The following is a 24,002-nucleotide window of genomic DNA, read 5'->3' as shown; positions in this document are numbered from 1 at the left end:
GTGCGCTCAGGCCGCCGGAGGCGCGTCTCGCGCCGCCGAAGCGATGTGTGGTCGTACCCACCGGCCAAGGGCCGCCACCCCCAGATCGTCCATCGGGATCAGATCGGCACGCAGGTGGGCGGCGAGATCGGCGGCCAGACCCAGTCGCACCATGCCCTGCTCGCAGTCGACGACGACCCCGGCAGTTCCCTGCCGTCCGATCGATGCGGCCGCAGCACGAGCGCGTGCGGCGGCGTCCGGCCCCGCGGTGGCGCGCCCGTCGGTCAGGACCACGAGCAGTGGACGTCGCTGGGGTTCGATACGACGGCCTCGGGCGATCAACTCGTCGGCGGCCAGTAGACCCTCGGCCAGCGGGGTGCGTCCTCCAGTCCGGACCGACGACAGCCGGCGCACGGCGATGTCGACCGACTTGGTCGGCGGAACGACCAGTTCGGCGCGGGCACCGCGGGCGACGATCACCGCCACCCGATCCCGTCGGGTGTAGGAGTCGCGCAGCAGATCGACGCACAACCCGCTGACCGCTGCGAGCCTGCGACGAGCGGTCATCGATCCACTGAGGTCGACGACAAAGACGACGAGGTTGCTCTCCTGCCCGATCCGATGGCCACCGCGCAGATCCTCTCGACGCACGCGCACTCGTCCGTCCTCCCCGATCCCTCGGCCGGCGGCATTCAGGACGGTGCCGAACAGGTGGACCGGGGTCCCGGCATCGAATTCCGTCGTGGTGATGGTGTATCCGCGTCGGCTGCGGGCCGCCGAGCGCCGGCCCGGCTCACCGTCGCCGATCCCGGCGACGGTGAGTCTGCGCACGCGCGGCGCGGTTGTCGAGTCGGCCGGCGCACCGAACACGCCGCCCGGCCGCGGTCCCGGGGTGGTCGGACCCGAGGCTTCGGAGTTTGGCTCGCCGGGTACCCAACCGTCGACAGTCGAATCGCCGACACCCGAATCGTCAGTCCGCGTGGATGATTCGGCGGTGTTGGCTGCTGAGCCGTCCGGGCCACCGCCTTCCGGCCGATCGGTTGTCGGCGCACTCCCGTCCGGCCCATCGCCATCCGGGGGCTCCGGGGGCTCGTCGGGGCCTGCCGCCTCATCACCGGCCGCGAGTGCGTCGGCGAGCTCCTGATCATCCAGGCCCGACTTGTCGAATGGGTTACGTCGGCGCCGGTGCGGCAGTGCGAGTTCGACCGCCACGCGAACGTCGTCGGTGTCGACGCCGGATGCGCCGCGCAACGCCGCGTGTGCTGCTGCCGTGCGCGCGACGACGATGTCGCCGCGCAGTCCGTCGACCTGCAGGTGCGCGCAGATACCGGCGATCCGTCGAAGTTGCGCGATCGGCAGCTCCACGTCGTCGACGAGGCGTCGGGCCTGTGCGATCCGTTGCGCCAGTTCCCCTTCGGCATCGGAATAGGTAGCCGCGAATGCAGTGGGGTCGGCGTCGAACGCCATCCTGCGACGGACGATTTCGACCCGCTCGTCCACATCACGACCCGCGCTCACGTCAACCGCCAGCCCAAACCGGTCCAGCAACTGCGGACGCAGTTCGCCCTCTTCGGGGTTCATCGTGCCCACGAGGACGAAGTCGGCAGACTGGGTGTGCGAGACGCCGTCACGCTCGATGGTGACTCGACCACTCGCGGCCGCGTCGAGCAGCACGTCGACGAGATGATCGGCAAGCAAGTTGACCTCGTCGATGTAGAGCACACCACCGTCGGAACGAGCGAGCAGCCCCGGCGTGAACTCGGCCTGGCCGTCGCGCAGGACCCGCGTCAGATCCAGCGACCCGATCACCCTGTCCTCGGTGGCTCCGATCGGCAACTCGACGACCCGAGCCGCTTGATCGGCCCGTCCCTCACCGATGAGGGGTCCGAGTCCCCGCACGATGGTGGATTTCGCGGTGCCCTTCTCCCCACGGATCAAGACACCCCCGATACCAGGCGAAACGGCACTGAGGATGAGTGCAAGTTTGAGCCGCTCTTGCCCCACCACCGCGGTGAAGGGGTAGCGGATCACCGGACGAGACGACGGATCCACCGTGACGAGGGTCTCCGGGCTCATCGTCTCGGCACTCACCGGCGGCTCCCGGCGACGCGGATCATCGACACATGCGGGATGCCGTCCTCGAGGTACTCGTCACTGTCGGCGCGAAAGCCGAACGCCGCATACATCTGTGTCAGGTAGGTCTGGGCCTCGATGCGGCACACGTGATCGCCGACCTCCTCAAGAGCCGCCGATAACAGCCGTGCGGCCAGTCCCTCCCCCCGATGGGATCGCTCGGTGCACACCCGGCCGATCCGGAATTCCGGTCGACCGTCGGCGTCGGACCCGTCCTGCATCAGCCGCAGCGTCGCGGCCACCGTGTCGGCGCTTGCCTCGACGTCGGGGACGCACCAGAAGTGGCGCGTCAACGGCTCGAGATCACGACCGTCGAGTTCCGGATACGGACATGCCTGCTCGACCACGAATACGTCGACCCGCACTCTCAGGATGCGGTAGAGCGTGGCGGCGTCGATGTCGGCGGCCGATCGAGACTGCAGGCGGTAGGTACGTGGGCTCGATGACGTCATGATGTCGCCAACTATCTCAGACCGAGTGGGGTCAGTCACCCCGCAGTGGTGGCCACCGGTTCGTCGCCGGAGATCAGTGATGCTTTGCCGGACAACTCCAGGCTCGCGCTGGTCCAGTCCCACACCTGCCGGAACAGGTCTCGGTTGTCGGAAAGCTTCCGGCCGAACGACGGGATCATCTCGGTGAGCTTCGGTGTCCACGACCGGTACTCGGTCGGGAAGCACTGCTCGAGGACGCTGAGCATCGCGGGCACCGCGGTCGAGGCACCGGGCGACGCACCGAGCAGACCCGCGATCGTGCCGTCGGCGGCGGCGACGACGGCCGTGCCGAACTCCAGCGAGCCTCCCCTCCCCGTCTTACGAATCACCTGGACACGCTGACCGGCGGTGATCAGTTCCCAGTCCGATCCGAGCGCACGCGGCACGAACTCCTGCAGCGTCTTGACCCGATCGGCCGGGCTCGCAGCCAGTTCGCTGATCAGGTACTTGAGCAGACCGAACTCCTTGGGCGCGATGGACATCATCGGGATCAGGTTGCCCGGCTTGACCGACGCAGGCAGATCGGTGATCTTGCCGCTCTTGAGGAACTTCGGCGACCATCCCGCGTATGGGCCGAACAGCAGCCCCTTCTTGTGGTTGATCACGCGAGTGTCGAGGTGCGGCACCGACATCGGGGGTGCACCGACCGCCGCCTGGCCGTACACCTTGGCCTGGTGCTGGTCGATGAGATCCGGATTGGTGCACCGGAAGAACTCACCCGAAACCGGGAAGCCACCGAATCCCTTGGCCTCGGCGATCCCCGACTTCTGCAGCAGGTGCAGCGCGCCGCCACCGGCCCCCACGAACACGAACTTGGCATGCACCGACCACTTCTCTCCGGTGCGGCGGTTCTTGAGCTTGACGATCCAACTGCCGTCGGACTGCTTGTCGAGATTGGTCACCGCGTGACCGAAGTGGATGTCGCCGCCCTGGCTCACGAAGTTCAGCAGTTGCTGGGTCAGCGCGCCGAAGTCGACGTCAGTACCGTCGGTGAACCAGTTGAGTGCGACCGGGTCGGAGAAATCGCGCCCGGTCGACATCAGCGGCAGCCGCTTGGTGAATTCACTGGGGTCGTCGATGAACTCCATGCCCTCGAACAGCACCTGGCTCGAGAGCCGTTCGTGACGCTTGCGCAGGTAGTCCACACCTGCCTGGCCATGGGTAAAGCTCACATGCGGGATCGGATTGATGAACTCGTCGGGCGAGGTGAGGATGCCGTTGTCGACGGCGTACGACCAAAACTGGCGGGAAACCTGGAACTGCTCGTTGATGTTGAGCGCCTTGTCGATGTCGACATCACCGTCGGCGGTCTTGGGGGTGTAGTTCAGTTCACACAGCGCCGAGTGGCCGGTGCCTGCGTTGTTCCACGGGTCGCTGCTCTCCGCGGCAGCTGCGTCGAGCCGCTCGAACAGGCTGATCGACCACGTGGGTTCGAGCTGGCGCAACAGTGCGCCGAGCGTGGCACTCATGATGCCCGCACCCACCAACGCCACATCCGTCTTGATCACCGTTTGAGACACCTGGACCCCAATTCATGCAGCCGGGACGACCCTCGCCCTCTCTCGTGACAACCATTGTCCCCCATCGGTGACGCCCCGCCGCAAGTACTCCGTGCAACTGTGGGCTGGGCGACATCGACGAGCACCTCTCATCAGCGGCCTAGAGTGGATTCGTGACGTCTTCCCGCGCCAGTACCGACAGCGCCGACCAACTCACTTCCCAGGAGTCGGCTACCCAGCAGTCTCCCGCCGCGACAGCCACCAGCACCGACACGCCCGACTGGGCGCCCGACCGATTCCTCGACCGATACGAGGTGGTGACCATCACGCTGGGACCCGATCCCGACGACGAGGATCCGATCACCGCGACGCTCATCCGACGCCCCGCTGCCGACCGCCACACCGAGCACGGCGCGGTGCTCTACGTCCACGGGTTCACCGACTACTTCTTCCACCAGCCGCTCGCCGATCACTTCGCCGACCTCGGGTATGCCTTCTACGCGATCGATCTGCGCAAGTGCGGCCGATCACTCCAATCGCACCACACGCCGCACTACACCACCGATCTGCGTGTCTACGACCAAGAACTCAATGCGGCCATCGACCTCATCAGCGCCGAGCTCGGCCCCGATGAGCCGATCATCGTCGGTGCGCACTCCACCGGGGGACTGATCGCCGCGATGTGGCTGGATCGATTGCGGCGCCACGACTCCGACCGCCACCGCCGCATCGCCGGACTGATCTTGAACAGCCCCTGGCTCGATCTGCAGGGCGAGGCACTGCTACGCACATTTCCGGTGAGCATGCTGATCAAGACGATCTCCGCCGTCCGACCCAAAAGTGTTATTCCACAAGAACTCTCAGCGGCCTACGGCGAGAGCCTGCACGAGGGCGCCCACGGCGAGTGGAGTTACGACCTCGAGCGCAAGCCGATGGGGGGCTTCCCGGTCACCTTTGGCTTCCTCAACGCGGTGCGCACTGCGCAGCGAAGGCTCCACCACGGCATCAACGTCGGCGTGCCGGCGCTCGTCCTGCGTTCGGACAAGACACATTTCAGCCGCAGCTACTCAAGCGCGGTCGACGCCGCCGACGCCGTCCTCGACGTCGCTCAGATCGCGGCCTGGAGCGGTTCATTGGGCAACCGGGTGACGACCGTCCCCATCACCGACGCCCGCCATGACGTCTTCCTGTCGGTCGCCCACTCGCGCAAACAGGCCTACCGCGAGGTCGACACCTGGCTCGCGAGGACATTCAACGTCGCCACGACCACGAAAGGACGGTGACCCGAGCGTGCCCGACACCACCACCGACTCCATCACCACCGCGCATGTCGATCTCGCGATCATCGGGTCGGGCAGCGGGAACTCGTTGCCCGACGAGCGATTCGCCGACAAGACCATCGCCATATTCGAGGAGGGCGTCTACGGAGGTACCTGCCTGAACGTCGGATGCATTCCGACCAAGATGTTCGTCTATTCCTCCGAGGTCGCCGAGATCGCCTCGCATGGCGGCAAGTACGGCGTCGACTCGCGCGTCGCCGGGGTCGACTGGCCCGCGATCGTCTCGCGGGTATTCGGGCGGATCGATCCGATCTCCCAGGGCGGCAAGCGTTATCGTGTGGAGGACTGCGACAACATCACGGTGTACGACGCGCACGTCGAGTTCGACGGCTGCGACGACGCCGGCCGCTACCGCCTGATGACCGACGACGCGGTGGTGCTCGCCGACGAGGTGGTCATCGCAGCCGGGTCGCGGGCGACGATTCCCGACGTCATCTCCGCCTCCGGGGTGCGATACCACACCAATACCGACATCATGCGCCTCGAGGAGCTGCCGCGGCGCATGATCATCCTGGGCAGCGGCTACATCGCCGCGGAGTTCGCCCATGTCTTCGGGGCGTTGGGCACCGACGTGACGATCGTTGCGCGTGGACCACGGCTGCTGCGTAAACTCGACGATTCGGTTTCCGAGCGATTCACCGACATCGCCGGGGAGCGTTGGAATGTACACCTCAACACCGCCGTCACCGGCGCGGAGAACCTACCCGACGGCGGCGTGCGTGTGCATACCGCCGACGGCCCGGCCCTGGAGGCCGACGTGTTGCTCGTGGCCGTGGGCCGCGAGCCCAACGGGGATCGGTTGGGACTTTCGACGATCGGACTCGAATTGTCCGACGACGGTCGGGTTATCGTCGACGAGCACGGCCGCACCGACGCGGCGAGGGTTTGGGCGTTGGGCGACGTCAGCTCGCCCTATCAGCTCAAGCACGTCGCCAACCACGAAGAACGCATCGTGCAGGCCAATCTCCTCAAGGGTTGGCAGGCAAGTGATCTGATGTCGGTCGATCACCGCTACGTACCCGCCGCGGTGTTCACCCATCCGCAGATCGCCGCGGTTGGGCTCACCGAGGCACAGGCCCGCCAGGCCGGCTGGGACGTGACCGTCAAGGTCCAGGCCTACGGCGATGTCGCGTACGGCTGGGCGATGGAGGACACCACCGGGTTCTGCAAACTGATCGCCGAGCGGGGTACCGGAAAACTGTTGGGCGCCCACATCATCGGCCCACAGGCACCCACAGTGATCCAGCCGGTGATCCAGGCGATGTCCTTCGGGTTGGGCGCAGCCGAGATGGCGCGCGGCCAGTACTGGATTCACCCGGCGATGCCCGAGGTCCTGGAGAATGCACTACTCGGACTCGACCTCGACTGGTAAGGCTGCGCTCGTGACCGGCCGAGATCCGGGTACCGACCAGTACCCGGACCTCAGAACACCGCCGAGCGCAAGCTGATCTCGCTCGCGAGTTCGGCCGGCGCCTTCTGCGGAATCCAGTGGTCGACGCCCGGCAGGACACAGAACCTGAAGTCGGAGTAGGCATATCGTCCGCTACGCTCGGCTTGCTCGCGTCCCAGAGCGGCATCGCCGTCGCTCCAGACCATGGTCGTAGGGATCTCGACCGGACCGCACGCCATGGTCGCGGCGATGTCGCCGGTGAAGTTCGCGCGGTACCAATTGAGTCCGGCGGTCAGGGCTCCGGGCTCCTTGAGCGGTTCGAGTTCCTCGGCGGACACTCCCGCGCGCCGTAGCAGCACGCCGCCACGGGCCAGCAGCTTCTTCTCGGCACCATCGGCAATGAAATCCTTGATGTAGGAGGACCTTTCACGCTGGTCACTGGTTGCCAGGGAGTCCCGGGTGGCCGAGGGATGGCCGGTGGAGACGGCGACGAATCCGGTAAAGCGGTCGGGATAGCGTGATGCCAGGTGCCAGGCGACCAGCCCTCCCCAGTCGTGGCCGACGAGCAGTGCGAAGTGCACGTTCATGGCGTCGAGGATTCCGATGGCGTCGGCGACGAGGTGATCGATGCGGTAGGCGGCGATGTCATCCGGCCGCGCACCGGGGCTGTAGCCACGCTGATTCGGCACGATCGTCCGCAAACCCGCCTCGTGCAGGCGGGGCACGACGGCGTCGTAACACTGTCCGTTCACCGGGAATCCGTGCAGCAGCAGCACCCACGGCCCCCGGTCGGGTCCTCCCACGGTGACGTCGAAGGCCAACTCTCCGACATCCACCGTGCGCAGTTCAGTCTCCACCGGCTCAGCCTAGGTGATGGCCCGCAACGCGCGCGGCTCAACGCGTCCTCTGTTGGAGGGAGTGCTTAATCGTCGGCAGTCCCGGGTCGGCGCCGCACCGCACGACCTCGACGAGCTCGGCGAGGTCCAGATGAGCCGATACCATCTCGGCTATCCGGTCGACCTGGGCGCTGCGTATCTCCTCGACGCTGACGTCGGCGGCGGGTGTGAAATCGGGTATCCCCGACCTCGCGGCCACCCCGCGCAGGAAATCCCGGCGGAACCCGTCGGAGGCGAGAAGCCCGTGCCAATGTGTGCCGTAGGTAGCCCCGCGTCGCGCTCCCTCCGGACCCTCGGCGTCGTCGACGAGCCACCCTGTCTCTGCCGAGCGCACCACGCGTCCGTGATGAATCTCATAGCCTTCGATTCGGTGGCCGGCCGCCGATCCGGACACGCGCCGCACCACCTTGTCAGTACCGAAGGCGATGTCGATGTCGAAGATCTTTAGGCCGTCGACCGCCGATGGACCCGCGACGGATTCGATCCCGTCAACGATGCGTTGCGCGAGCATCTGGAATCCACCGCAGATGGCCAGCGTTGGGCGGTCGGCGGCAGCCCGGGCGATCAGCGCGGCATCGATGCCCTGCGCGCGCACCCATGCCAGGTCCGCAAGCGTCGCCCGGGTACCCGGGAGGACCGCCAGATCGGCGGCGGCGACAGATGCTGCGTCGTCGACCCAGGTCACCTCGACACCCGGTTCACAGGCCAGCGACTCGACGTCGGTGGAATTGGAGATGCGCGGCAAGCGGATTGCCGCGACCCGCAGGCGCGACCCGACAGCGCCGTTCGCTCCGCTGACCGAGATGGTCTCGGGAGGACCGACCCGTCGGCCGACCGGGCTCGCCAACGAGTCCTCGGCATCGATCCACAGGTCCGGATCGAAGGGCATCACACCGAGCGTCGGGCGGCCGGTGATCTGTCGCACCTGCTCGATCCCGGGCGCGAGAATCGCCGGATCGCCCCGGAACTTGTTGATCACATACCCGGCGATCCGCGACTGGTCGTCCGCACCGAGGATCGCGGTGGTACCGAACAGGTGCGCCAGCGATCCGCCGCGGTCGATGTCGGTGACCAGCAGCACAGGGAGGTCGGCGGCCTGCGCGAGGCCCATGTTCGCGATGTCGGTGTCGCGCAGATTGATCTCGGCGACCGAGCCCGCCCCCTCGCAGATGACCACGTCGAATTCTTCGCGGAGGGACCGCAATTCCTCGGTCACCACCTCGAGTAGCCGAGTACGTCGAGTGACGTAGTCGGCGGCGCCGACATCACCGGCGGGCCGGCCACGCACGATGACATGCGACCGGCGATCACTCCCGGGTTTGAGTAGGACCGGGTTGAACCGCGTCGACGGCTCCAACCCACAGGCATAGGCCTGTAGTGCTTGGGCCCGACCGATCTCGCCGCCGTCGAGGGTGACCACCGAGTTGTTCGACATGTTCTGGGCCTTGAATGGCGCGACCCGCACACCCTGGCGCGCCAGCGCCCGGCACAGGCCCGCCACGAGCAGGCTCTTACCCGCATCCGAGCTGGTGCCGCCGATCAGCACCGCCCCCGCCAGCCCATTCGTCTCCGGCACCCTGGTCATCGCAGTCCTTCCGGCGCCGCCGCCTGCGCGTTGGCCGCCTCGACCTCGGGGGCGTGTTCCTCGGCCCACCCCCGCACCGCGGCCAACGGGACCAGCAGCGAGCGGCCGAGGTCGGTCAGCGAGTACTCCACGCGCGACGGCTGACCGCCGAGATCGGTGCGTATGACGAGTCCGTCGAACTCGAGCGCTCGCAGGGTATCGGTGAGCACCTTGGGGGTGATCCCCACGATATGCGCTTTGAGCGCACTGAATCGCATCGGACCATCAGCGAGTGCGGTGACCACAAAGACCTTCCAGCGTGCGCAGATGCGGTGCAACACCACCCGGCTAGGGCAGGTCGGGGCCATCACATCGTAGGCCTTGGGCACCCACGCCCCTCTCGTCGGCGGACACCGCCGGGGATCGTGTTGGTCGCCGTCGGCGTCGTTGACGATAGCGGTATCAAATCCATACTGTGAATCGCGTCCAGCCTGCCCGCGTCCAAGGAGCCTCTGATCACGGAGCGTCTGATGAACCAGTCACCGCGACCTCGCCGGGCATCGTCGACTCGGGCACCTCGGACGGTGTGCCCGAGTCCGATCGTGACGCGTTCTTCTCCGGTACCGCCGAAGGTATCCCGGCGTAGCGGGTGGGAGCCGTCGAGGACATGGTCGACGCCGCACAGTGGCCACGCACCGCGGGTGTGGTCTCAGGTGAGACCATCCACGTCGAGGGGAGCCCGCAGGGCGTGACGAGTCCCCGAGTGTCGTCGCCCGGTCCCGTCGTGCGGGTGGATCAGTTGTCGGCGATGGTGAGGATCTCCGCGCCGTCCTCGGTGACGACGACGGTGTGCTCGAACTGGGCGGTCCATTTCTTGTCGACGGTGACCACCGTCCAGCCGTCGTCCCACATTTCCCACGGCAGCCCGCCGAGGTTGATCATCGGCTCGATCGTGAACACCATGCCGGGTTCGAGAACGGTATCGACGTTCGGCTGGTCGTAGTGGAGCACGACGAGTCCGTTGTGGAAGGTCTCGCCGATGCCATGACCGGTGAAATCGCGAACGACGGTGTAGCCGAAGCGATTCGCGTACGACTCGATGACGCGGCCGATGACGTTGAGTTCGCGTCCGGGTCTGACCGCCTTGATGGCGCGTTCGGTGGCAATGCGGGTGCGTTCGACCAGGTCGCGTGCCTCCGGTGACACCTCGCCGGCCAAGAAGGTGGCGTTGGTGTCGCCGTGCGCGCCGTCGATGTAGGCAGTGACGTCGATGTTGACGATGTCGCCGTCTCTGATGACGGTGGAGTCAGGGATACCGTGGCAGATCACCTCGTTCAACGAGGTGCAACACGACTTGGGAAAGTCCTTGTAGCCCAAGGTCGATGGATATGCGCCGTGGTCGATCATGTACTCGTGCGCGATGCGGTCTAGTTCGTCGGTGGTGACGCCCGGCGCGACGGCCTTACCGGCTTCAGCGAGCGCGTTGGCCGCGATCGTGCTCGCCACACGCACCTTCTCGATGACCTCTGGGGTCTGCACCCAGGGTTCATGCCCCTCGTTGACCGTCGGCTTCCACACGTACTCCGGACGTTTGATCGAGTCGGGAACGCTCCGGATCGGCGAGAGCTTGCCGGGACGTAGTGGGGCGCGCACGGTCATGGCTTCCACCATAGAACGCCGACCCCGGGCACCTCCTGACCACCGGGTCTGCCGGCACCCGCGCGCTCGCGACTAAGGTGAGCCTGGGCAATGGTGCGGGCTCGAGTGACGAGCGCCGCGACCATCGGAGAACGGAGACATCGGTGCGGCAGCAGCATCTCATCCCCCACCGGCGCCAGGACCGGACGATCACGACAACGACCCTGGGCCTCGCGCTGATCGCGGTCGTCGGGCTGCTTGTCGGGGCGTGCACGGCCGCCCCGATGGAACAGCCCTCGTCCTCCGAAGCCGCGGACTCGCATCTGCGTGGTGGCCCGCAGACCGCGACGCTGCCGGGCTCGGATGTGATGCCGGTGGCCACCTCTCCCACACCCACTCTGCCGGTCACCGTCGATTCCGGCGGAGGCCGCAAGGTCACCGTCACCGCTATCAGTCGCATCATCGCCGTCGACCGCAACGGCACACTCGGCAACATCGTGTTCGCCCTCGGCCTCGGTGGCCGCGTGGTCGGCCGCGATCAGTCGACAACCTTTCCAGCGGCGGCCAAGCTCCCGGTGGTCACCGGTAATGGTCACCAGCTCAACTCCGAATCGGTGCTGGCGCTCAACCCGACCGTCGTCCTCGTCGACGCCGCCACCACACCTCCGCAGGCGGTCGATGCGATCCGCGCGTCGCAGATCCCTGTGGTGACGTTCAGCTCGACCCGCACCATCGCGACGACCCCCGATCTCATCCGGTCGGTGGCGGCCGCCCTCGGCGTCAAGCCGGCCGGCGAGCAGCTCGTCAAGCGCACCGAATCGGAGATCACCGCGGCCACGGCCACGCTCCCGCACCCGACTGGCGACCCGACAATCGCCTTTCTCTACATCCGCGGACCGCACCTGGTGCTGTTGGCCGGACCGAACTCCGGTGCCGACGATCTCGTCGCTGCTCTCGGCGGCACCGATGCGGGCACCGCCGCAGGCCTCACCGCCGAGTTCACCGCCGTGACCGACGAGGCGCTGCTGCGCGCGAATCCCGACGTGATCCTCGTGATGACGCAGGGCGCCGATTCCGTCGGCGGCCTCGACGGGGTACTCGCGCTGCCGGGTGTCTCCGACACGAACGCCGGACGTGCCCGACGAGTGGTGCAGATGGACGAAACCGAGGTGCTGTCGTTCGGACCGGACATCGGCAAGGTCATCGGCGCACTCGGTCACGCGATCTACACATGAGCGCCCCGACTACCCGACGCTCCCCCACCGGCAGGTCCGGGCGGGTCTCGGCCCCGCTCATCCTCGCCGTCCTGGTGATCGCGACGATCGCCGTCGCGATCACCTCGGCGGCCATCGGCCAGATCCCGGTGCCGCCCGCCCAGGTACTCGGCAGTCTCGCACACCATTTCGGCCTCGACATCGGCACGATGCCCACCCATCCGCAGGGTGAGCACGCGCTCTGGGTGGTGCGCTTCCCGCGAATTGTGTTAGGGCTGATCGTCGGCGCCGCCCTCGGCGCCGGCGGCTGCCTGCTGCAGGGGGTGCTCGCGAACCCGCTTGCCGAGCCCGGTGTCATCGGCGTCTCCTCGGGTGCCGCTGTCGGTGCGTGCCTGATGATCGTCATCGGCGGGGTCGGCATCAACGGGTGGGCACTGGCCGGCGCGGCGTTCGGCGCGGCGCTGATCACCACCGCCGCGGTCTACGTGCTCTCACTGCGGGATGGCTCGTCGTCGGCGATCATGCTGGTGCTCACCGGAATCGCGATCAACGCCTTCGCCCTCGGGATCATCTCGTACCTGACGTTCATCGCGACCACAGCAGCCCGCGAACAGATCGTGTTCTGGCAGTTGGGCTCGCTCGCGGGCGCGAACTGGAACGCCGTGTGGGTGACGCTACCGCTGGTGGTCGCCGGTGTCGCCGCAGCCGTGCTGCTGGTGCACAAGCTCGACCTCCTGGCCCTCGGTGAGATCCAGGCGGCCTCACTGGGGGTCAGCGTCGAGACCGTCCGCCGGCAGGTGGTCGTGCTGGTTGCGATCCTCACCGCGGCGGCCGTCGCCTTCACCGGCATCGTAATGTTCGTCGGGCTCGTCGTGCCGCACGTGATGCGTCTCGTCGTCGGCCCACGGCACGCGATCCTGTTGCCGGCCAGCGTCATCGGCGGCGCGCTCGTCCTGGCCGCGGCCGATCTCGCCTCACGAACCGTTCTCGGCGGCGCCGATCTACCGCTCGGGGTGTTCACCTCACTGGTCGGCGGACCGGCATTCTTCATCCTGCTGCGTCGCAGTCGCCACGCCGGAGCCCGGTGGTGACGGTGCCGTACCCATCCGCCTGGTCGCAACGGCATGCAGGGATCCGGGCCGCGGACATCGTGGTGACGCTCGGTGGTCGTGACGTCGTCGACCACGTGTCCCTGGAGGTGGCTGCCGGTGAGTTGGTCGCGCTCGTCGGCCCCAACGGTTGCGGCAAATCGACTCTGCTATCGGTATTGTCCGGGGTGCGGGCCCCGCAGAACGGCGCGGCGGTGATCGCCGGACGCGACGTCGCACACACCTCCCACCGTGATCTGGCACGACGCCGGTCGATGGTCACCCAGCACAATCGCGTGGACACCCCATTCACCGTCGGTGAGGTTGTCGCGATGGGACGGTACCCGTGGTTGCGGACCCCGCACGCTGCCCACTCACCGGAGATCATCGCCGAGGCGATCACCCGATGCGACCTCGATTCACTCGTCCAGCAACCCTTTCCGCAACTCTCCGGTGGTCAACAGGCTCGGGTGTCACTCGCGCGGGCGTTGGCACAGAACACGCCGGTAATGATGCTCGACGAGCCGACCGCCGCACTCGACATCCGCCACCAGGAGCAGGTCCTGCAGATCCTGCGCGAGCACCGCGATTCCGGGGCCGCGATCCTGCTGGTGGTACACGACCTCACCCTGGCGGCAGCCTACGCCGACCGGGTCGCAGTGATGAAGGACGGCCGTCTGCTCGCATTCGGCCCGACCCGAGAGGTGATGACGAGCGAATTGCTCTCGGAGACCTACGATCACCCGGTCGAGATATTCGAGCGGGACGGCAGGCTCATCGTCATGCCGCTGCGGCGGTAGTCGCCGCCGGGCCCGATCGCCGGGCGCCGAACGACCGAGAATCACACCCCGAAGCCGGGCGGCAGGAATGAGAAGAAGTCGCGGGTGACGCCGACCGCGTTGTTCGAATCCCCGCCCCGCACAACGAGCGTCGCAAAGGCCAGATCTCCGCGATATCCGGCGAACCAGGCGTGCGAGCCGCCGTCGAACTCGGCCTCACCGGTCTTGCCGTACACCTCCCCCTGCCCGGCGATGGCGGTGCCGGTACCGGTGAGCACCACCTCGCGCATCATCGGCCGTAGCTGCCCGACGACGTCGGGGTTCAGCGTCGCCGACGGGCCGCCGACCGTTGTCGGCCGATCCAGGATGAGTTGCGGCACGGGCATCTTCCCGTTGTTGGCCACAGTCGCGGCGACGAGCGCCATGCTGAACGGACTGACCAGGTCCTTGCCCTGCCCGAACCCGTCCTCGGTGCGGGCGACCAGATCGTTCTCGATGGGCACCGATCCGGTCGAGGTCGCCAGACCGGGGATGTCGAAGGTACGTCCGATGCCCATGGCCGCCGCGGCGTGCGCCAGATCCGAGGGCCCCATCTCGCTGGCCAGTTTCGCGAAGGTGGTGTTGCAGGACTGCGCGAACGCGCGCTGCAGGGTAACCGAACCGAGCGCGAACCGATCATAGTTGGGGATGGTGCGCGGACCGATCGTGATCTCGCCGGGGCACCCGACGATCGAGTCCGGATGCACCATCGAGGCAGTGAACGCCGCCGACGACGTCACCATCTTGAACGTCGATCCCGGCGGGTAGAGGCCAGTGGTCGCGATCGGGCCCTGGGCATCGGCGGCCGGGTTCTGCGCGACCGCGAGGATCCGCCCGGTGGAGGGTTGGATGACCACCATCGCGATCTGAAAGGTATTGGTGGCGTTCACCGCTCGCTGAGCGGCGTTCTGCACCTGACGCGACAGGCTCAGCGGCACCGCCGCCGCCGGCTCGGGCGCATGGTCGGCGAGGACGTCGGCGTCGAGACCATTGGGGTTCGTGGTGACCACGCGCCAGCCGGCCCGGCCGGCGACCTCGTCGTCGGCCACACCGCGCACACCATTGAGTAGTACCGGCGCGAAGCTCGGATCGGTGGGAACGAGTTCGGACTGCTCGTTGTACACCACTCCCGGGATCGCAAGTTGATCGCGCAGCCGGTTGAAGTCGGCCTCGGAAAGCCTGGTGATCGGATATTGCCGCCCCGACGACGTCGACTCCTCGGCGATCCGTTGTGGATCGAGATTCGGCGCGAACGGCGCGAGGACGCCCACCAATTGGGTGACGGCATCACCGACCGAGGTCCCGGAGGCGGTGGCCGCCTTGGCATCGAAGTTGATGCCGATCACGGTTCCGTTGTCCATCACCTCCGACCCGTCGGCCTCGTTGACCGTGGCCCGCGGCGCCTCGGTGATGCGTAACGAGAGACGTTGATCACCACCGAGATTGGGATGGATGTCGGTGGTGGTCCAGCGCACCTGCCATCCGCTGGCATCCGAGCGAATCGCCTTGACCGTGCCCGGGTAGCTCCACTGCCGGCCGTGACCGAGCTGCCATGAATAGTTCACGTCGATGTCAGCGGTGTCCTGATCGATCGAGGCCTTGCCGGTGGTGCCCGACATCGATTCGGCCGACAACCCGGTCCACGCCGACAGCAGTGCGGTCTGCGCCGCCTGCGGATTGTCGGTCAGCGCCGCTGCTTTCGCGGCGTCGCCGTGTGCGTAGGCGTCGAGAAACGCCTGGACGGCCTGTCGGGGACCGTCGTCGTCGGACGAGCATGCGCTCACCGCGCACAGCGCGAGCACGGCACTGATCAGCACAGCCACCACACCGGCGGCACGACGCGTCGGAAAGTCCATCGAGTGCCGATACTAGGACCCGCACGACATCGAATACGGTTGCCACGCGGCATGATCGCCGTGGTGGTCCCCCATCGTGGTGGCAAGCGGCGCTGCCTGCCGGTGCGCGATGGCGAGACCAGGAGTACGACGTCAGTCGATGAGAATCGTCGCGAAGGTCCCGACTTGGGTGAAACCGATCCGGCGGTAGGCAGCCTGGGCAGGCAGATTGAAGCTGTTGACGTACAGGCTGGGGATGCGTCCAAGTGCGGTGATCGCGGTGGCCACGGCGGCCGTTCCCGCGCCGCCGAACCCACGCCCCCGCATACGTGGGTCGACCCACACCCCCTGGATCTGCCCGACCGCCCGCGACATCGACCCGATCTCGGCCTTGAACACGACCTCGCCGTGCTCGAACCGCGCGAACACCCGGCGCGCGGCGACGAGCGACGCCAACCTGCGCCGATACGATCGGCCGCCGTCCCCGGCGCACGGGTCGACACCGACCTCACCGATGAACATGGCGACGGCCGCGGGCAGGTACGCCTCGAGATCGTCATGGGTGACCAATCGCACGTGCGGGTCGGGTTCGACGTGGGGCGCGCCGTGTAACGCCATCAGGGGTTGTACCGGTCGGACCTCGCGCGCGGGGCCCCAGGTGGCCCCGATACGGTCCCACAGGGTCAGGGCCAGGTCGGCGTCACCGACGATCGAGGAGCACACCCGGGCGCCCGCTGCCGCGCGGTCGGCGAAGTACTCCATGTCGGCGGCCGTGCCACGCAACGGGATCAAATTCGCGCCCGAGAAACATAGAGAGGTCTCGGGCCGGCCCGCTGTCCACATCTCCCCGCCCAGCATCCGCGGCTCGATTCCGTGGGACTCGAACCGTGCGGCGACCATGCACATCGGAACCGGGTCCGAGGTGAGGACACGCCCCACCGCGGGTGCATCCCGCGCCCCCAGTGGCTTGTCGCCCAGCAGCTTCAGCACCGCGCTGCTCCTTCGTCCCATGTGTTTCTGCGGTGTGAGCGTAGTCCGGTATCAGTTCACCACTCCGGAGGAACTCAGGACACGGTCACGACAGGCGGCCCGGCCGGCGCGCCTTCTCCAGTTTCTCCCGATTCGCCCGCAATTCGCAGCGCTTCTTCGATCAAGGTCTCGACGATCTCGGCCTCCGGCACGGTCTTGATCACCTCACCCTTGACAAAAATCTGTCCCTTGCCGTTGCCCGAGGCGACACCGAGATCGGCCTCACGCGCCTCACCGGGACCATTGACGACACACCCCATCACCGCCACCCGCAGCGGCACCTCCATGCCCTCGAGCCCGGCGGTCACCGCGTCGGCGAGCTTGTAGACGTCGACCTGGGCGCGTCCGCACGACGGGCACGAGACGATCTCGAGCTTGCGGGGCCGCAGATTCAGCGACTGGAGGATCTGGTCGCCGACCTTGACCTCCTCGGCCGGTGGCGCCGAAAGCGACACACGGATCGTGTCGCCGATGCCCTGGGAGAGCAGCGCACCGAAGGCCACCGACGACTTGATGGTGCCCTGGAACGCCGGTCCGGCCTCGGTCACCCCAAGGTGCAGCGGGTAGTCGCACTGGGCGGCGAGCTGCCGGTAGGCCTCGACCATGATCACTGGGTCGTTGTGCTTCACCGAGATCTTGATGTCACCGAAGCCGTGTTCCTCGAACAGGCCCGCCTCCCACAACGCCGACTCGACCAGTGCCTCCGGGGTGGCCTTGCCGTACTTACTCATGATCCGCTTGTCGAGCGATCCCGCGTTGACGCCGATCCGGATCGGGATGCCGGCGTCGCCGGCGGCCTTCGCGACCTCCTTGACCCGGCCGTCGAACTCCTTGATATTGCCCGGATTGACCCGGACCGCCGCACAGCCGGCGTCGATTGCGGCGAAGATGTACTTCGGCTGAAAGTGGATGTCGGCGATCACCGGGATCTTCGACTTCTTCGCGATGATCGGCAGCGCCTCGGCGTCCTCGTTGCGCGGGCACGCCACACGCACGACGTCGCAGCCCGACGCGGTCAACTGCGCGATCTGCTGGAGGGTCGCATTGATGTCGTGGGTCTTCGTCGTGGTCATCGACTGCACCGAGATGGGGTGATCGCTGCCGACCCCAATCGATCCGACCTGGATCTGACGGGTCTTGCGTCGCGGCGCTAGCACCGGTGGCGGTGCGGCGGGCATACCGAGCCCGATCGAGATCGGGTCGGTCGAACCGGCCGGAGTCGGGTCAGTTGCGGACATCTCGTTCTCCTGAGGAGTTCGGTGTGCGCGAGCGGGAGCTCGCGAGGGCTGGGCGCGGGCCGCTGGAGCGGGCGCTGGTGGCGGCCGTCAGTTCGGGATCGTGATCGGGTTCACGATGTCGGCGGTGAGGGTCAGCACCATGAACGCGGCCATGACCACCACCACGGCGTAGGTCAGAGGAAGCAACTTGTAGTAGTCGATCGGCCCGCCGGGAGCCCGGCCGAACCATCGACGCACCGTGTCGCGTCCCTTCTCGTACCCGACGATGGCCATGTGTCCACCATCCAAGGGTAGTAGCGGTACGAGATTGAACAGGCCCAGGAAGAAGTTGATGCTGATCAGCAGCAAGAAGAAGGTGTCCCACAGTCCGCGTTCGGCCGCCTGACCGCCCAGGACGGTGGCACCGTAGACACTCACCGGGGTGTCCGCCGAGCGCACACCACCGGTCACCGCGATCCACAGATTGTGGACCCTGGTCGGCATCGACAGCAGCGCGTCCCACGTCTGATGCGCGAGTTCGGCGGTGAAGACCGCCGCGCCCGGCAGGATCGTCACCGGGTTGTAGTGCTTCCACAGCGGCGGCTGCTGGAATTGGATTCCGACCTTGTTGACCGTCTGCGAGGTCGCCTTGCCCGACTTATCGGTGACGGTGGTGGTCACCGGCTGAGGGGTCATCGTCAGGGTCACCTGACCGCCGTCGCGCTCGACGAGCAATCGCACCGGCCCGTTGCTCTTCTGGATGAGCGGGGTGATGGCACTCGCCGTGGTGCCGGCGACCCCATCGACGGCGATGATCTTGTCGCCCGGGCGGATTCCGGCCGCACCGGCCGGTCCCGAACCGGTGCAGGGCGCCTCCCGCACAGTGCCGTCGGCGTCGACGGTCACCGTGGAGGTGAGACAACTCACCTTGTCTACCGTGGTGCCGACCGCGGGCGGCGACAGGTCGGGCAAACCCCAGATCACACCGGCCACGATGATCAACACGAAGCCGAGGATGAAGTTCTGGGCCGGACCCGCGAACAGCACCACCAGACGCTTCCACGGCTTCTGCCGGTACATCGCCCGACCCAGCTCGTCGGCGGTCAGCTCCTCATGCGGGGTCATCCCGGCAATGTCGCAGAAGCCACCGAACGGCAACGCCTTCACGCCGTACTCGGTCTCACCCCGTCGCGTCGACCAGAGCGTCGGCCCGAAGCCGACAAAGTAGCGCCGTACCTTCATCCCCGTCGCCTGTGCCGCCCACATGTGCCCGCACTCGTGCCAAGCGATCGAGGCCAACAACGACAGGGCGAACAGCACGACGCCGATCGCGAATACCACTTCTCTCGACTCTCCGTTTCGTCATGCCACCGTAACTCACCCCACGGCACTCAAACCCCACGGCACGTCCTCACCGCTGCAACGTGGCCACCAACTCCGCGGCGCGGGCCCGTGCCCACGCATCAGCGCTGAAGATCTCCTCCACAGTACCCGGGGTGCTACGCCACTGATCTGCGTCGTCGAGCACACGACCGATGATTTCCACGATCCGCGGGAAGGCGATGCGGCCATCGAAGAATCCCTCCGCGGCGGCCTCGTTCGCGGCGTTGTACACCGCGGTCATGCTGCCCCCTGCCGTCCCCGCCCGGCGCGCCAGGTCGATCGCCGGGAACACCTCGTTGTCGACCGGCTCGAAGGTCCATGACGACGCCGTCGAGAAATCACATGCCGTCGACGATCCGGGCACCCGATGCGGCCAGCCCAACGCCAGCGCGATCGGCAGCTTCATCGACGGCGGTGACGCCTTGGCGATCGTCGCACCGTCGACAAAGGTGACCATCGAGTGCACGATCGACTGCGGGTGCACCGTGACGTCGATGCGGTCGTAAGGCACGTCGAACAACAAATGAGCCTCGATCACCTCGAGCGCCTTGTTCACCAGGGTGGCCGAATTCAATGTGATCATCGGGCCCATCGACCACGTCGGATGACGTCCCGCCTCGTCGGGCGTCACATTCTCCAGCTGATCGGCAGTGAACCCCCGGAACGGCCCGCCCGACGCAGTCAGCACCAGCCGGTCGACCTCATCGGCGCTACCGCCACGCAAACACTGCGCGATCGCCGAATGCTCCGAATCGACCGGCACGATCTGCCCCGGTGCCGCAGCCGCCAGCACCAACGCTCCCCCGGCCACCAACGACTCCTTGTTCGCCAGGGCCAGTCGAGCACCCGACCGCAACGCCGCCAGACTCGGCCGCAACCCGATTGACCCGACAACGGCGTTCAGCACCACGTCGGCCTCGACCGAATCGATCAGCCGGCACATCGCGTCCGGACCGCCGAGGACCCCATCGCCCAACTCGGACACGAGCTTCTCGGCCACCGCCGCATCCGCCACGGCCACCCGGTGCGCAGGCACACCGAACTCGCGGGCCTGCCGGCCCAACAAGTCCGGATTACCGCCCCCCGCACCGACGCCGACCACCGAGAACAACTCCGGATGCTCGGAGATCACCTCGAGGGCCTGCACTCCGATCGAACCTGTCGAACCGAGAATCAGCACACGTATCGTCACGACGACCATTGTCGCCCACCGCGCACCACAGCAAACCGCCGCCGCTCGCCACGCTCCCGGCGCCGGGTATGAACTCGGCCCGCTCGCCACGCTCCCGGCGCCGGGTATGAACTCGGCCCGCTCGCCACGCTCCCGGCGCCGGGTATGAACTCGGCCCGCTCGCTACGCTCCCGGCGCCGGGTTCACAGCGCGCCAGTGCTCGGCGATATCGATCCGCCGCGCGACCCACACATCGTCGTGGGCCGCGACGTGATCGAGAAAACGCTCGAGCGCCGCCACCCGCGCCGGCCGACCCACCAAACGACAGTGCAGCCCCACCGAGAGCATCTTCGGCGAACCCTGTTCACCCTCGCGATAGAGCACATCGAAGGCATCTCGCAGATGCGCGAAAAATTGCTCACCGGAAGGAAATCCGCCCGGTGACGCGAAGCGCATGTCGTTGGTGTCGAGCGTGTAGGGCACCACGAGGTGATCCACCTCGGTGCGGATCCCGTCGGTGGTCCGGCCAACCTTGACCCAATAGGGCAGATCGTCGGCGTAACTGTCCGAGTCGTAGACGAAACCACCCTGCTCCACGACGAGCGACCGCGTGTTCGGCGAATCGCGGCCGGTGTACCACCCCAGCGGACGGGACCCGGTGATCTCGGTCAGCAGCTCCACGGCAGCGCGCATGTGTTCGCGTTCGACGTGCTCGTCGACCATCTGATAGCTCAGCCACCGGTACCCGTGACAGGCGATCTCGTCACCGCGTTCGAGGAAGGCCGCCACCACCTCCGGGTTACGCGCCATCGCCTGTGCCACCGCGAAGATCGTCAACGGCCAACCGCGACGCTCGAAGGCCCGCAGTACTCGCCACACCCCGGCACGGGAGCCGTACTCGTAGAGCGACTCCATGCTCATGTGGCGGTTCGGGAACGACTGAGCGCCGACCATCTCCGACAGGAATGTCTCGCTCCCGCGATCGTTTTCGAGGACGTTGTTCTCGCTGCCCTCCTCGTAGTTCAGCACGAACTGCACCGCGATCTTCGCGTTCGAGGGCCACTGCGGATCCGGCGGCGTGGCACCGTAACCCACCATGTCGCGGGGGTAGTCCTCGGAGCGATAGTCGGCAAGCGATCGGGTCGGCGGATGCATGGGCGCATTCTTGCACCGATCTCCGACGTCGTCCCGTCGGGCGACACTTCCCGACCTTTCGACGCCACCCGAGACGCGGCATGGGGAGTGAGACACGGCGCCACCGTGCCCGCTATGCTCTTCTGAAAGTACTACTACCGATCGTCAGAGACCTCTTCTGACGTGCGCAGCGAGGAGTCAACGTGGCAGGCACCGACGTGGAGCACGCGGCAAGCACCGACGTGGAGCACAGCGACGAGATCGACACCGGGTGGGTGCGTGAGCCCGCCGACGCGCCCTCGGCGCGTTTCGGCTGGCACGGTGTAGCGACCCGCACGTTCTATATCGCCGGCTGGGTGGTGGTCGTCCTGCTGTTCGCGATGTTCTACGGAAACCACGTCGGACACGTCGAGGACATCTGGCTGGCCGCGTTCGGCGTCATCGTCGCCGCCTTCCTGCTGCGCGGCATGCTCACGAAGAAAAAGTGGAGTTGACGGCGCGATCCCGAAACCCACACGCGCACCCCGGCGAGATCTTCTCGTCGGGGTGTTTTGTCGTGTGGGGTCCCGGTGTTCGGCGGCTCAGCTCTCGGCTTCCTCGGCGGCGAGTTGGCCACACGCCGCGGCGATCTCCTGGCCGCGGGTATCGCGGACCGTGCACGACACGCCCTGGGACCGGATGCGGCGGACGAACTCGCGCTCAACGTCTTTCGGGCTCGCATCCCACGCGGAACCGGGCGTGGGGTTGAGCGGGATGAGGTTCACATGCACCAGGGACCCGAGCGCACGATGCAGCTTCTGGCCGAGCATGTCCGCGCGCCATGGCTGATCGTTGACGTCGCGGATCAAGGCGTACTCGATCGAAACACGCCGGCCGGTGGAATCGGCGTAGTACCGCGCCGCGTCGAGCACCTCGGCGACCGACCAACGGTTGTTTACCGGGACCAGTGTGTCGCGTAACTCGTCGTCTGGGGTGTGCAAGGAGACCGCGAGCGTGACCGACAGGTTCTCGTCGGCCAATCTCCGGATCGACGGTGCGAGACCCACAGTCGAGACCGTCACCGAACGTGCCGAGATCCCCAGACCGTCGGGCGCCGCTGCGGTGATCTGCCGCACCGCCGAGACCACCCGCTTGTAGTTGGCGAGCGGCTCACCCATTCCCATGAACACGACGTTCGACAGACGCCCGGCATCGCCGAACTCGCCGTCACGCAGTGCCCGCGCGGCCGCGCGTACCTGGTCGACGATCTCCCCGGTCGACAGGTTGCGGTCGAGGCCGCCCTGACCGGTCGCGCAGAACGGGCACGCCATCCCGCAGCCGGCCTGGCTGGAGATGCACAACGTATTGCGGTCGGTGTAGCGCATCAGCACGCTCTCCAGCAACGTCCCATCGTGCAGTCGCCACAGCGTCTTGCGGGTGCTGCCATCGTCGCAGGAGATGTGGCGCACCGGAGAGAGCAGCTGCGGGAACAACGCGGCGCCGACCTTGTCTCGTGCCCCAGCCGGAAGGTCGGTCATCTCCTCGACGTCGGCGGTGAGCCGCCCGTAATACTGGCGTGCGAGCTGGTCGGCGCGGAACTTCGGAAGCCCGAGATCGCCGACAGCGGCAACCCTGGCCGCCTGATCGAGGTCGGCGAAGTGTGTCGGCGGACGTCCGCGCCTGGGCGCGTCGAACACGAGCGGCAAAGACGTCATGTTCCCATTGTCGCATGTCATGATGGGTGCATGAGCACACCGGATTCGTCCTCCGAGCGCCCCGCCTCGAACGCGTCGACCAGCGCCAGCAATCGGGCGCCGGTCGATGACTCCCACGTCGCCGCCCGGACGGCGATCGACGACGTCCAGCACACTCGCACTCGCGCCACCTTCATCGGCTGGGTCATCGGCGCGATCATCACCATCCTGCTGTTGATCTTCATCCTCGCGAATCTGGGTTCCCAACAGATCAACTTCCTGTTCGCGAAGGTCAACCTGCCGGTCGGCGTCAGTCTGTTGATCGCCGCGATCGCCGGCGCACTGATCACCGCGATGATCGGCGGCGCCCGCACCTTCCAGCTGAACCGCGCCCTGAAGAAGGCCCGAAAGGCCAACTGACAGCGCCCGGTATTCCGCCGACAGCGCCCATCTGTCCGCCGACAGCGCCCATCTGTCCGCCGACAGCGCCCATCTGTCCGCCGACAGCGC

Annotated in this window: 22 protein-coding genes; 7 read left to right on the top strand and 15 right to left on the bottom strand. The window is 67.0% G+C overall.

What is annotated here, in order from left to right; all coding sequences use genetic code 11:
• Window positions 1-6: 6 nt before the first annotated feature.
• The 3 genes from EF294_RS07515 to mqo are packed head-to-tail and all read right to left on the bottom strand — an operon-like array spanning window position 7 to window position 4,123.
• Window positions 7-2,055 carry a VWA domain-containing protein gene (locus EF294_RS07515; RefSeq protein ID WP_123928267.1) on the bottom strand — a complete coding sequence of 683 codons (2,049 nt, stop codon included), beginning with the start codon at window positions 2,053-2,055 and terminating at the stop codon, window positions 7-9.
• Between the two features lie 11 nt (window positions 2,056-2,066).
• Window positions 2,067-2,564 carry a GNAT family N-acetyltransferase gene (locus EF294_RS07510; protein WP_123927660.1) on the bottom strand — a complete coding sequence of 166 codons (498 nt, stop codon included), beginning with the start codon at window positions 2,562-2,564 and terminating at the stop codon, window positions 2,067-2,069.
• A 35-nt stretch (window positions 2,565-2,599) separates the two neighbouring features.
• Window positions 2,600-4,123 (bottom strand): malate dehydrogenase (quinone), encoded by a 1,524-nt coding sequence (mqo, locus tag EF294_RS07505; protein ID WP_123927657.1) that lies wholly within the window; start codon window positions 4,121-4,123, stop codon window positions 2,600-2,602.
• 152 nt (window positions 4,124-4,275) lie between these two features.
• Between mqo and EF294_RS07500 the strand changes: the two genes are divergently transcribed.
• Both EF294_RS07500 and EF294_RS07495 read left to right on the top strand, forming a co-directional pair.
• Complete coding sequence (locus tag EF294_RS07500) at window positions 4,276-5,385, top strand: alpha/beta hydrolase (protein ID WP_123927654.1); 1,110 nt, start codon at window positions 4,276-4,278, stop codon at window positions 5,383-5,385.
• Between the two features lie 7 nt (window positions 5,386-5,392).
• Window positions 5,393-6,814, top strand: coding sequence for a mycothione reductase (locus EF294_RS07495; RefSeq protein ID WP_123927651.1), 1,422 nt, complete (start codon window positions 5,393-5,395; stop codon window positions 6,812-6,814).
• 50 nt (window positions 6,815-6,864) lie between these two features.
• Here EF294_RS07495 and EF294_RS07490 read toward each other — a convergent pair whose 3' ends face one another.
• The 5 genes from EF294_RS07490 to map all read right to left on the bottom strand — a co-directional run bounded on the left by EF294_RS07490 (window position 6,865) and on the right by map (window position 10,951).
• Window positions 6,865-7,689 (bottom strand): alpha/beta fold hydrolase, encoded by an 825-nt coding sequence (locus tag EF294_RS07490; RefSeq protein WP_123927648.1) that lies wholly within the window; start codon window positions 7,687-7,689, stop codon window positions 6,865-6,867.
• A gap of 37 nt (window positions 7,690-7,726) precedes the next feature.
• Window positions 7,727-9,313: a cobyric acid synthase gene (locus tag EF294_RS07485; protein ID WP_123927645.1), complete on the bottom strand. Its 1,587-nt coding sequence runs from the start codon at window positions 9,311-9,313 to the stop codon at window positions 7,727-7,729.
• Window positions 9,310-9,681 (bottom strand): winged helix-turn-helix transcriptional regulator, encoded by a 372-nt coding sequence (locus tag EF294_RS07480; RefSeq protein WP_123927642.1) that lies wholly within the window; start codon window positions 9,679-9,681, stop codon window positions 9,310-9,312. Before EF294_RS07480 ends, EF294_RS07485 begins: the two co-directional genes overlap by 4 nt.
• A 127-nt stretch (window positions 9,682-9,808) precedes the next feature.
• A complete protein-coding gene (locus tag EF294_RS21360) occupies window positions 9,809-10,015 on the bottom strand; it encodes a hypothetical protein (RefSeq protein WP_185090978.1) in 207 nt (68 codons plus the stop codon).
• A gap of 72 nt (window positions 10,016-10,087) precedes the next feature.
• Window positions 10,088-10,951: a type I methionyl aminopeptidase gene (gene map, locus EF294_RS07470; RefSeq protein ID WP_123927639.1), complete on the bottom strand. Its 864-nt coding sequence runs from the start codon at window positions 10,949-10,951 to the stop codon at window positions 10,088-10,090.
• Between the two features lie 143 nt (window positions 10,952-11,094).
• Here map and EF294_RS07465 point away from each other — a divergent pair, with 143 nt between their 5' ends.
• From EF294_RS07465 to EF294_RS07455, 3 genes are read left to right on the top strand one after another with little or no spacing between them, the layout of a single operon-like run.
• The gene (locus tag EF294_RS07465; protein ID WP_123927636.1) at window positions 11,095-12,165 is read left to right on the top strand and encodes a heme/hemin ABC transporter substrate-binding protein; all 1,071 of its coding nucleotides are present in this window, start codon (window positions 11,095-11,097) and stop codon (window positions 12,163-12,165) included.
• Window positions 12,162-13,235: a FecCD family ABC transporter permease gene (locus EF294_RS07460; RefSeq protein WP_123927633.1), complete on the top strand. Its 1,074-nt coding sequence runs from the start codon at window positions 12,162-12,164 to the stop codon at window positions 13,233-13,235. The genes EF294_RS07465 and EF294_RS07460 overlap by 4 nt, the downstream gene beginning before the upstream one ends.
• On the top strand, window positions 13,232-14,032 hold the full coding sequence (locus EF294_RS07455) for a heme ABC transporter ATP-binding protein (RefSeq protein ID WP_425459407.1): 801 nt from the start codon (window positions 13,232-13,234) through the stop codon (window positions 14,030-14,032). The genes EF294_RS07460 and EF294_RS07455 overlap by 4 nt, the downstream gene beginning before the upstream one ends.
• A 41-nt stretch (window positions 14,033-14,073) precedes the next feature.
• Here the strand turns inward: EF294_RS07455 and EF294_RS07450 are convergent, their stop codons facing one another.
• From EF294_RS07450 to puuE, 6 genes are all read right to left on the bottom strand, one after another.
• Window positions 14,074-15,906, bottom strand: a complete 1,833-nt coding sequence (locus EF294_RS07450; RefSeq protein ID WP_123927627.1) for a penicillin-binding transpeptidase domain-containing protein — start codon at window positions 15,904-15,906, stop codon at window positions 14,074-14,076.
• Between the two features lie 132 nt (window positions 15,907-16,038).
• Window positions 16,039-16,875, bottom strand: coding sequence for a GNAT family N-acetyltransferase (locus EF294_RS07445; RefSeq protein WP_123927624.1), 837 nt, complete (start codon window positions 16,873-16,875; stop codon window positions 16,039-16,041).
• A 74-nt stretch (window positions 16,876-16,949) separates the two neighbouring features.
• The gene (gene ispG / locus EF294_RS07440; RefSeq protein WP_123927621.1) at window positions 16,950-18,152 is read right to left on the bottom strand and encodes a flavodoxin-dependent (E)-4-hydroxy-3-methylbut-2-enyl-diphosphate synthase; all 1,203 of its coding nucleotides are present in this window, start codon (window positions 18,150-18,152) and stop codon (window positions 16,950-16,952) included.
• An 87-nt stretch (window positions 18,153-18,239) separates the two neighbouring features.
• Window positions 18,240-19,472 (bottom strand): M50 family metallopeptidase, encoded by a 1,233-nt coding sequence (locus EF294_RS07435; RefSeq protein WP_123927618.1) that lies wholly within the window; start codon window positions 19,470-19,472, stop codon window positions 18,240-18,242.
• Window positions 19,473-19,542: 70 nt separating this feature from the next.
• Window positions 19,543-20,715, bottom strand: coding sequence for a 1-deoxy-D-xylulose-5-phosphate reductoisomerase (gene dxr, locus EF294_RS07430; RefSeq protein WP_123927615.1), 1,173 nt, complete (start codon window positions 20,713-20,715; stop codon window positions 19,543-19,545).
• 153 nt (window positions 20,716-20,868) lie between these two features.
• Entirely contained in the window at window positions 20,869-21,840 is a 972-nt protein-coding gene (gene puuE, locus EF294_RS07425; RefSeq protein ID WP_123927612.1) for an allantoinase PuuE, read from the bottom strand.
• A gap of 182 nt (window positions 21,841-22,022) precedes the next feature.
• On the opposite strand from puuE, the gene EF294_RS07420 reads away from it, so the two are divergent.
• Window positions 22,023-22,313 (top strand): DUF2631 domain-containing protein, encoded by a 291-nt coding sequence (locus EF294_RS07420; protein WP_006371329.1) that lies wholly within the window; start codon window positions 22,023-22,025, stop codon window positions 22,311-22,313.
• Window positions 22,314-22,400: 87 nt separating this feature from the next.
• Here the strand turns inward: EF294_RS07420 and rlmN are convergent, their stop codons facing one another.
• Window positions 22,401-23,513 carry a dual-specificity RNA methyltransferase RlmN gene (gene rlmN / locus EF294_RS07415; protein WP_123927609.1) on the bottom strand — a complete coding sequence of 371 codons (1,113 nt, stop codon included), beginning with the start codon at window positions 23,511-23,513 and terminating at the stop codon, window positions 22,401-22,403.
• A 30-nt stretch (window positions 23,514-23,543) separates the two neighbouring features.
• Between rlmN and EF294_RS07410 the strand changes: the two genes are divergently transcribed.
• Window positions 23,544-23,912: a LapA family protein gene (locus EF294_RS07410; protein ID WP_123927605.1), complete on the top strand. Its 369-nt coding sequence runs from the start codon at window positions 23,544-23,546 to the stop codon at window positions 23,910-23,912.
• Window positions 23,913-24,002: the final 90 nt, after the last annotated feature.

It is taken from the genome of Gordonia oryzae, assembly GCF_003797185.1.
Lineage (GTDB): Bacteria > Actinomycetota > Actinomycetes > Mycobacteriales > Mycobacteriaceae > Gordonia > Gordonia oryzae.
This window is presented reverse-complemented; position numbering and strand designations above follow the sequence as displayed.

Bases quoted from the DNA above. Each gene is read 5' to 3' on its own strand.
- EF294_RS07515 (WP_123928267.1), bottom strand. From the start codon at position 2,055: ATGAGCCCGGAGACCCTCGTCACGGTGGATCCGTCGTCTCGTCCGGTG.
- EF294_RS07510 (WP_123927660.1), bottom strand. From the start codon at position 2,564: ATGACGTCATCGAGCCCACGTACCTACCGCCTGCAGTCTCGATCGGCC.
- EF294_RS07485 (WP_123927645.1), bottom strand. From the start codon at position 9,313: ATGACCAGGGTGCCGGAGACGAATGGGCTGGCGGGGGCGGTGCTGATC.
- EF294_RS21360 (WP_185090978.1), bottom strand. From the start codon at position 10,015: ATGGTCTCACCTGAGACCACACCCGCGGTGCGTGGCCACTGTGCGGCG.
- map (WP_123927639.1), bottom strand. From the start codon at position 10,951: ATGACCGTGCGCGCCCCACTACGTCCCGGCAAGCTCTCGCCGATCCGG.
- EF294_RS07460 (WP_123927633.1), top strand. From the start codon at position 12,162: ATGAGCGCCCCGACTACCCGACGCTCCCCCACCGGCAGGTCCGGGCGG.
- EF294_RS07450 (WP_123927627.1), bottom strand. From the start codon at position 15,906: ATGGACTTTCCGACGCGTCGTGCCGCCGGTGTGGTGGCTGTGCTGATC.
- ispG (WP_123927621.1), bottom strand. From the start codon at position 18,152: ATGTCCGCAACTGACCCGACTCCGGCCGGTTCGACCGACCCGATCTCG.
- dxr (WP_123927615.1), bottom strand. From the start codon at position 20,715: ATGGTCGTCGTGACGATACGTGTGCTGATTCTCGGTTCGACAGGTTCG.
- puuE (WP_123927612.1), bottom strand. From the start codon at position 21,840: ATGCATCCGCCGACCCGATCGCTTGCCGACTATCGCTCCGAGGACTAC.
- rlmN (WP_123927609.1), bottom strand. From the start codon at position 23,513: ATGACGTCTTTGCCGCTCGTGTTCGACGCGCCCAGGCGCGGACGTCCG.
- EF294_RS07410 (WP_123927605.1), top strand. From the start codon at position 23,544: ATGAGCACACCGGATTCGTCCTCCGAGCGCCCCGCCTCGAACGCGTCG.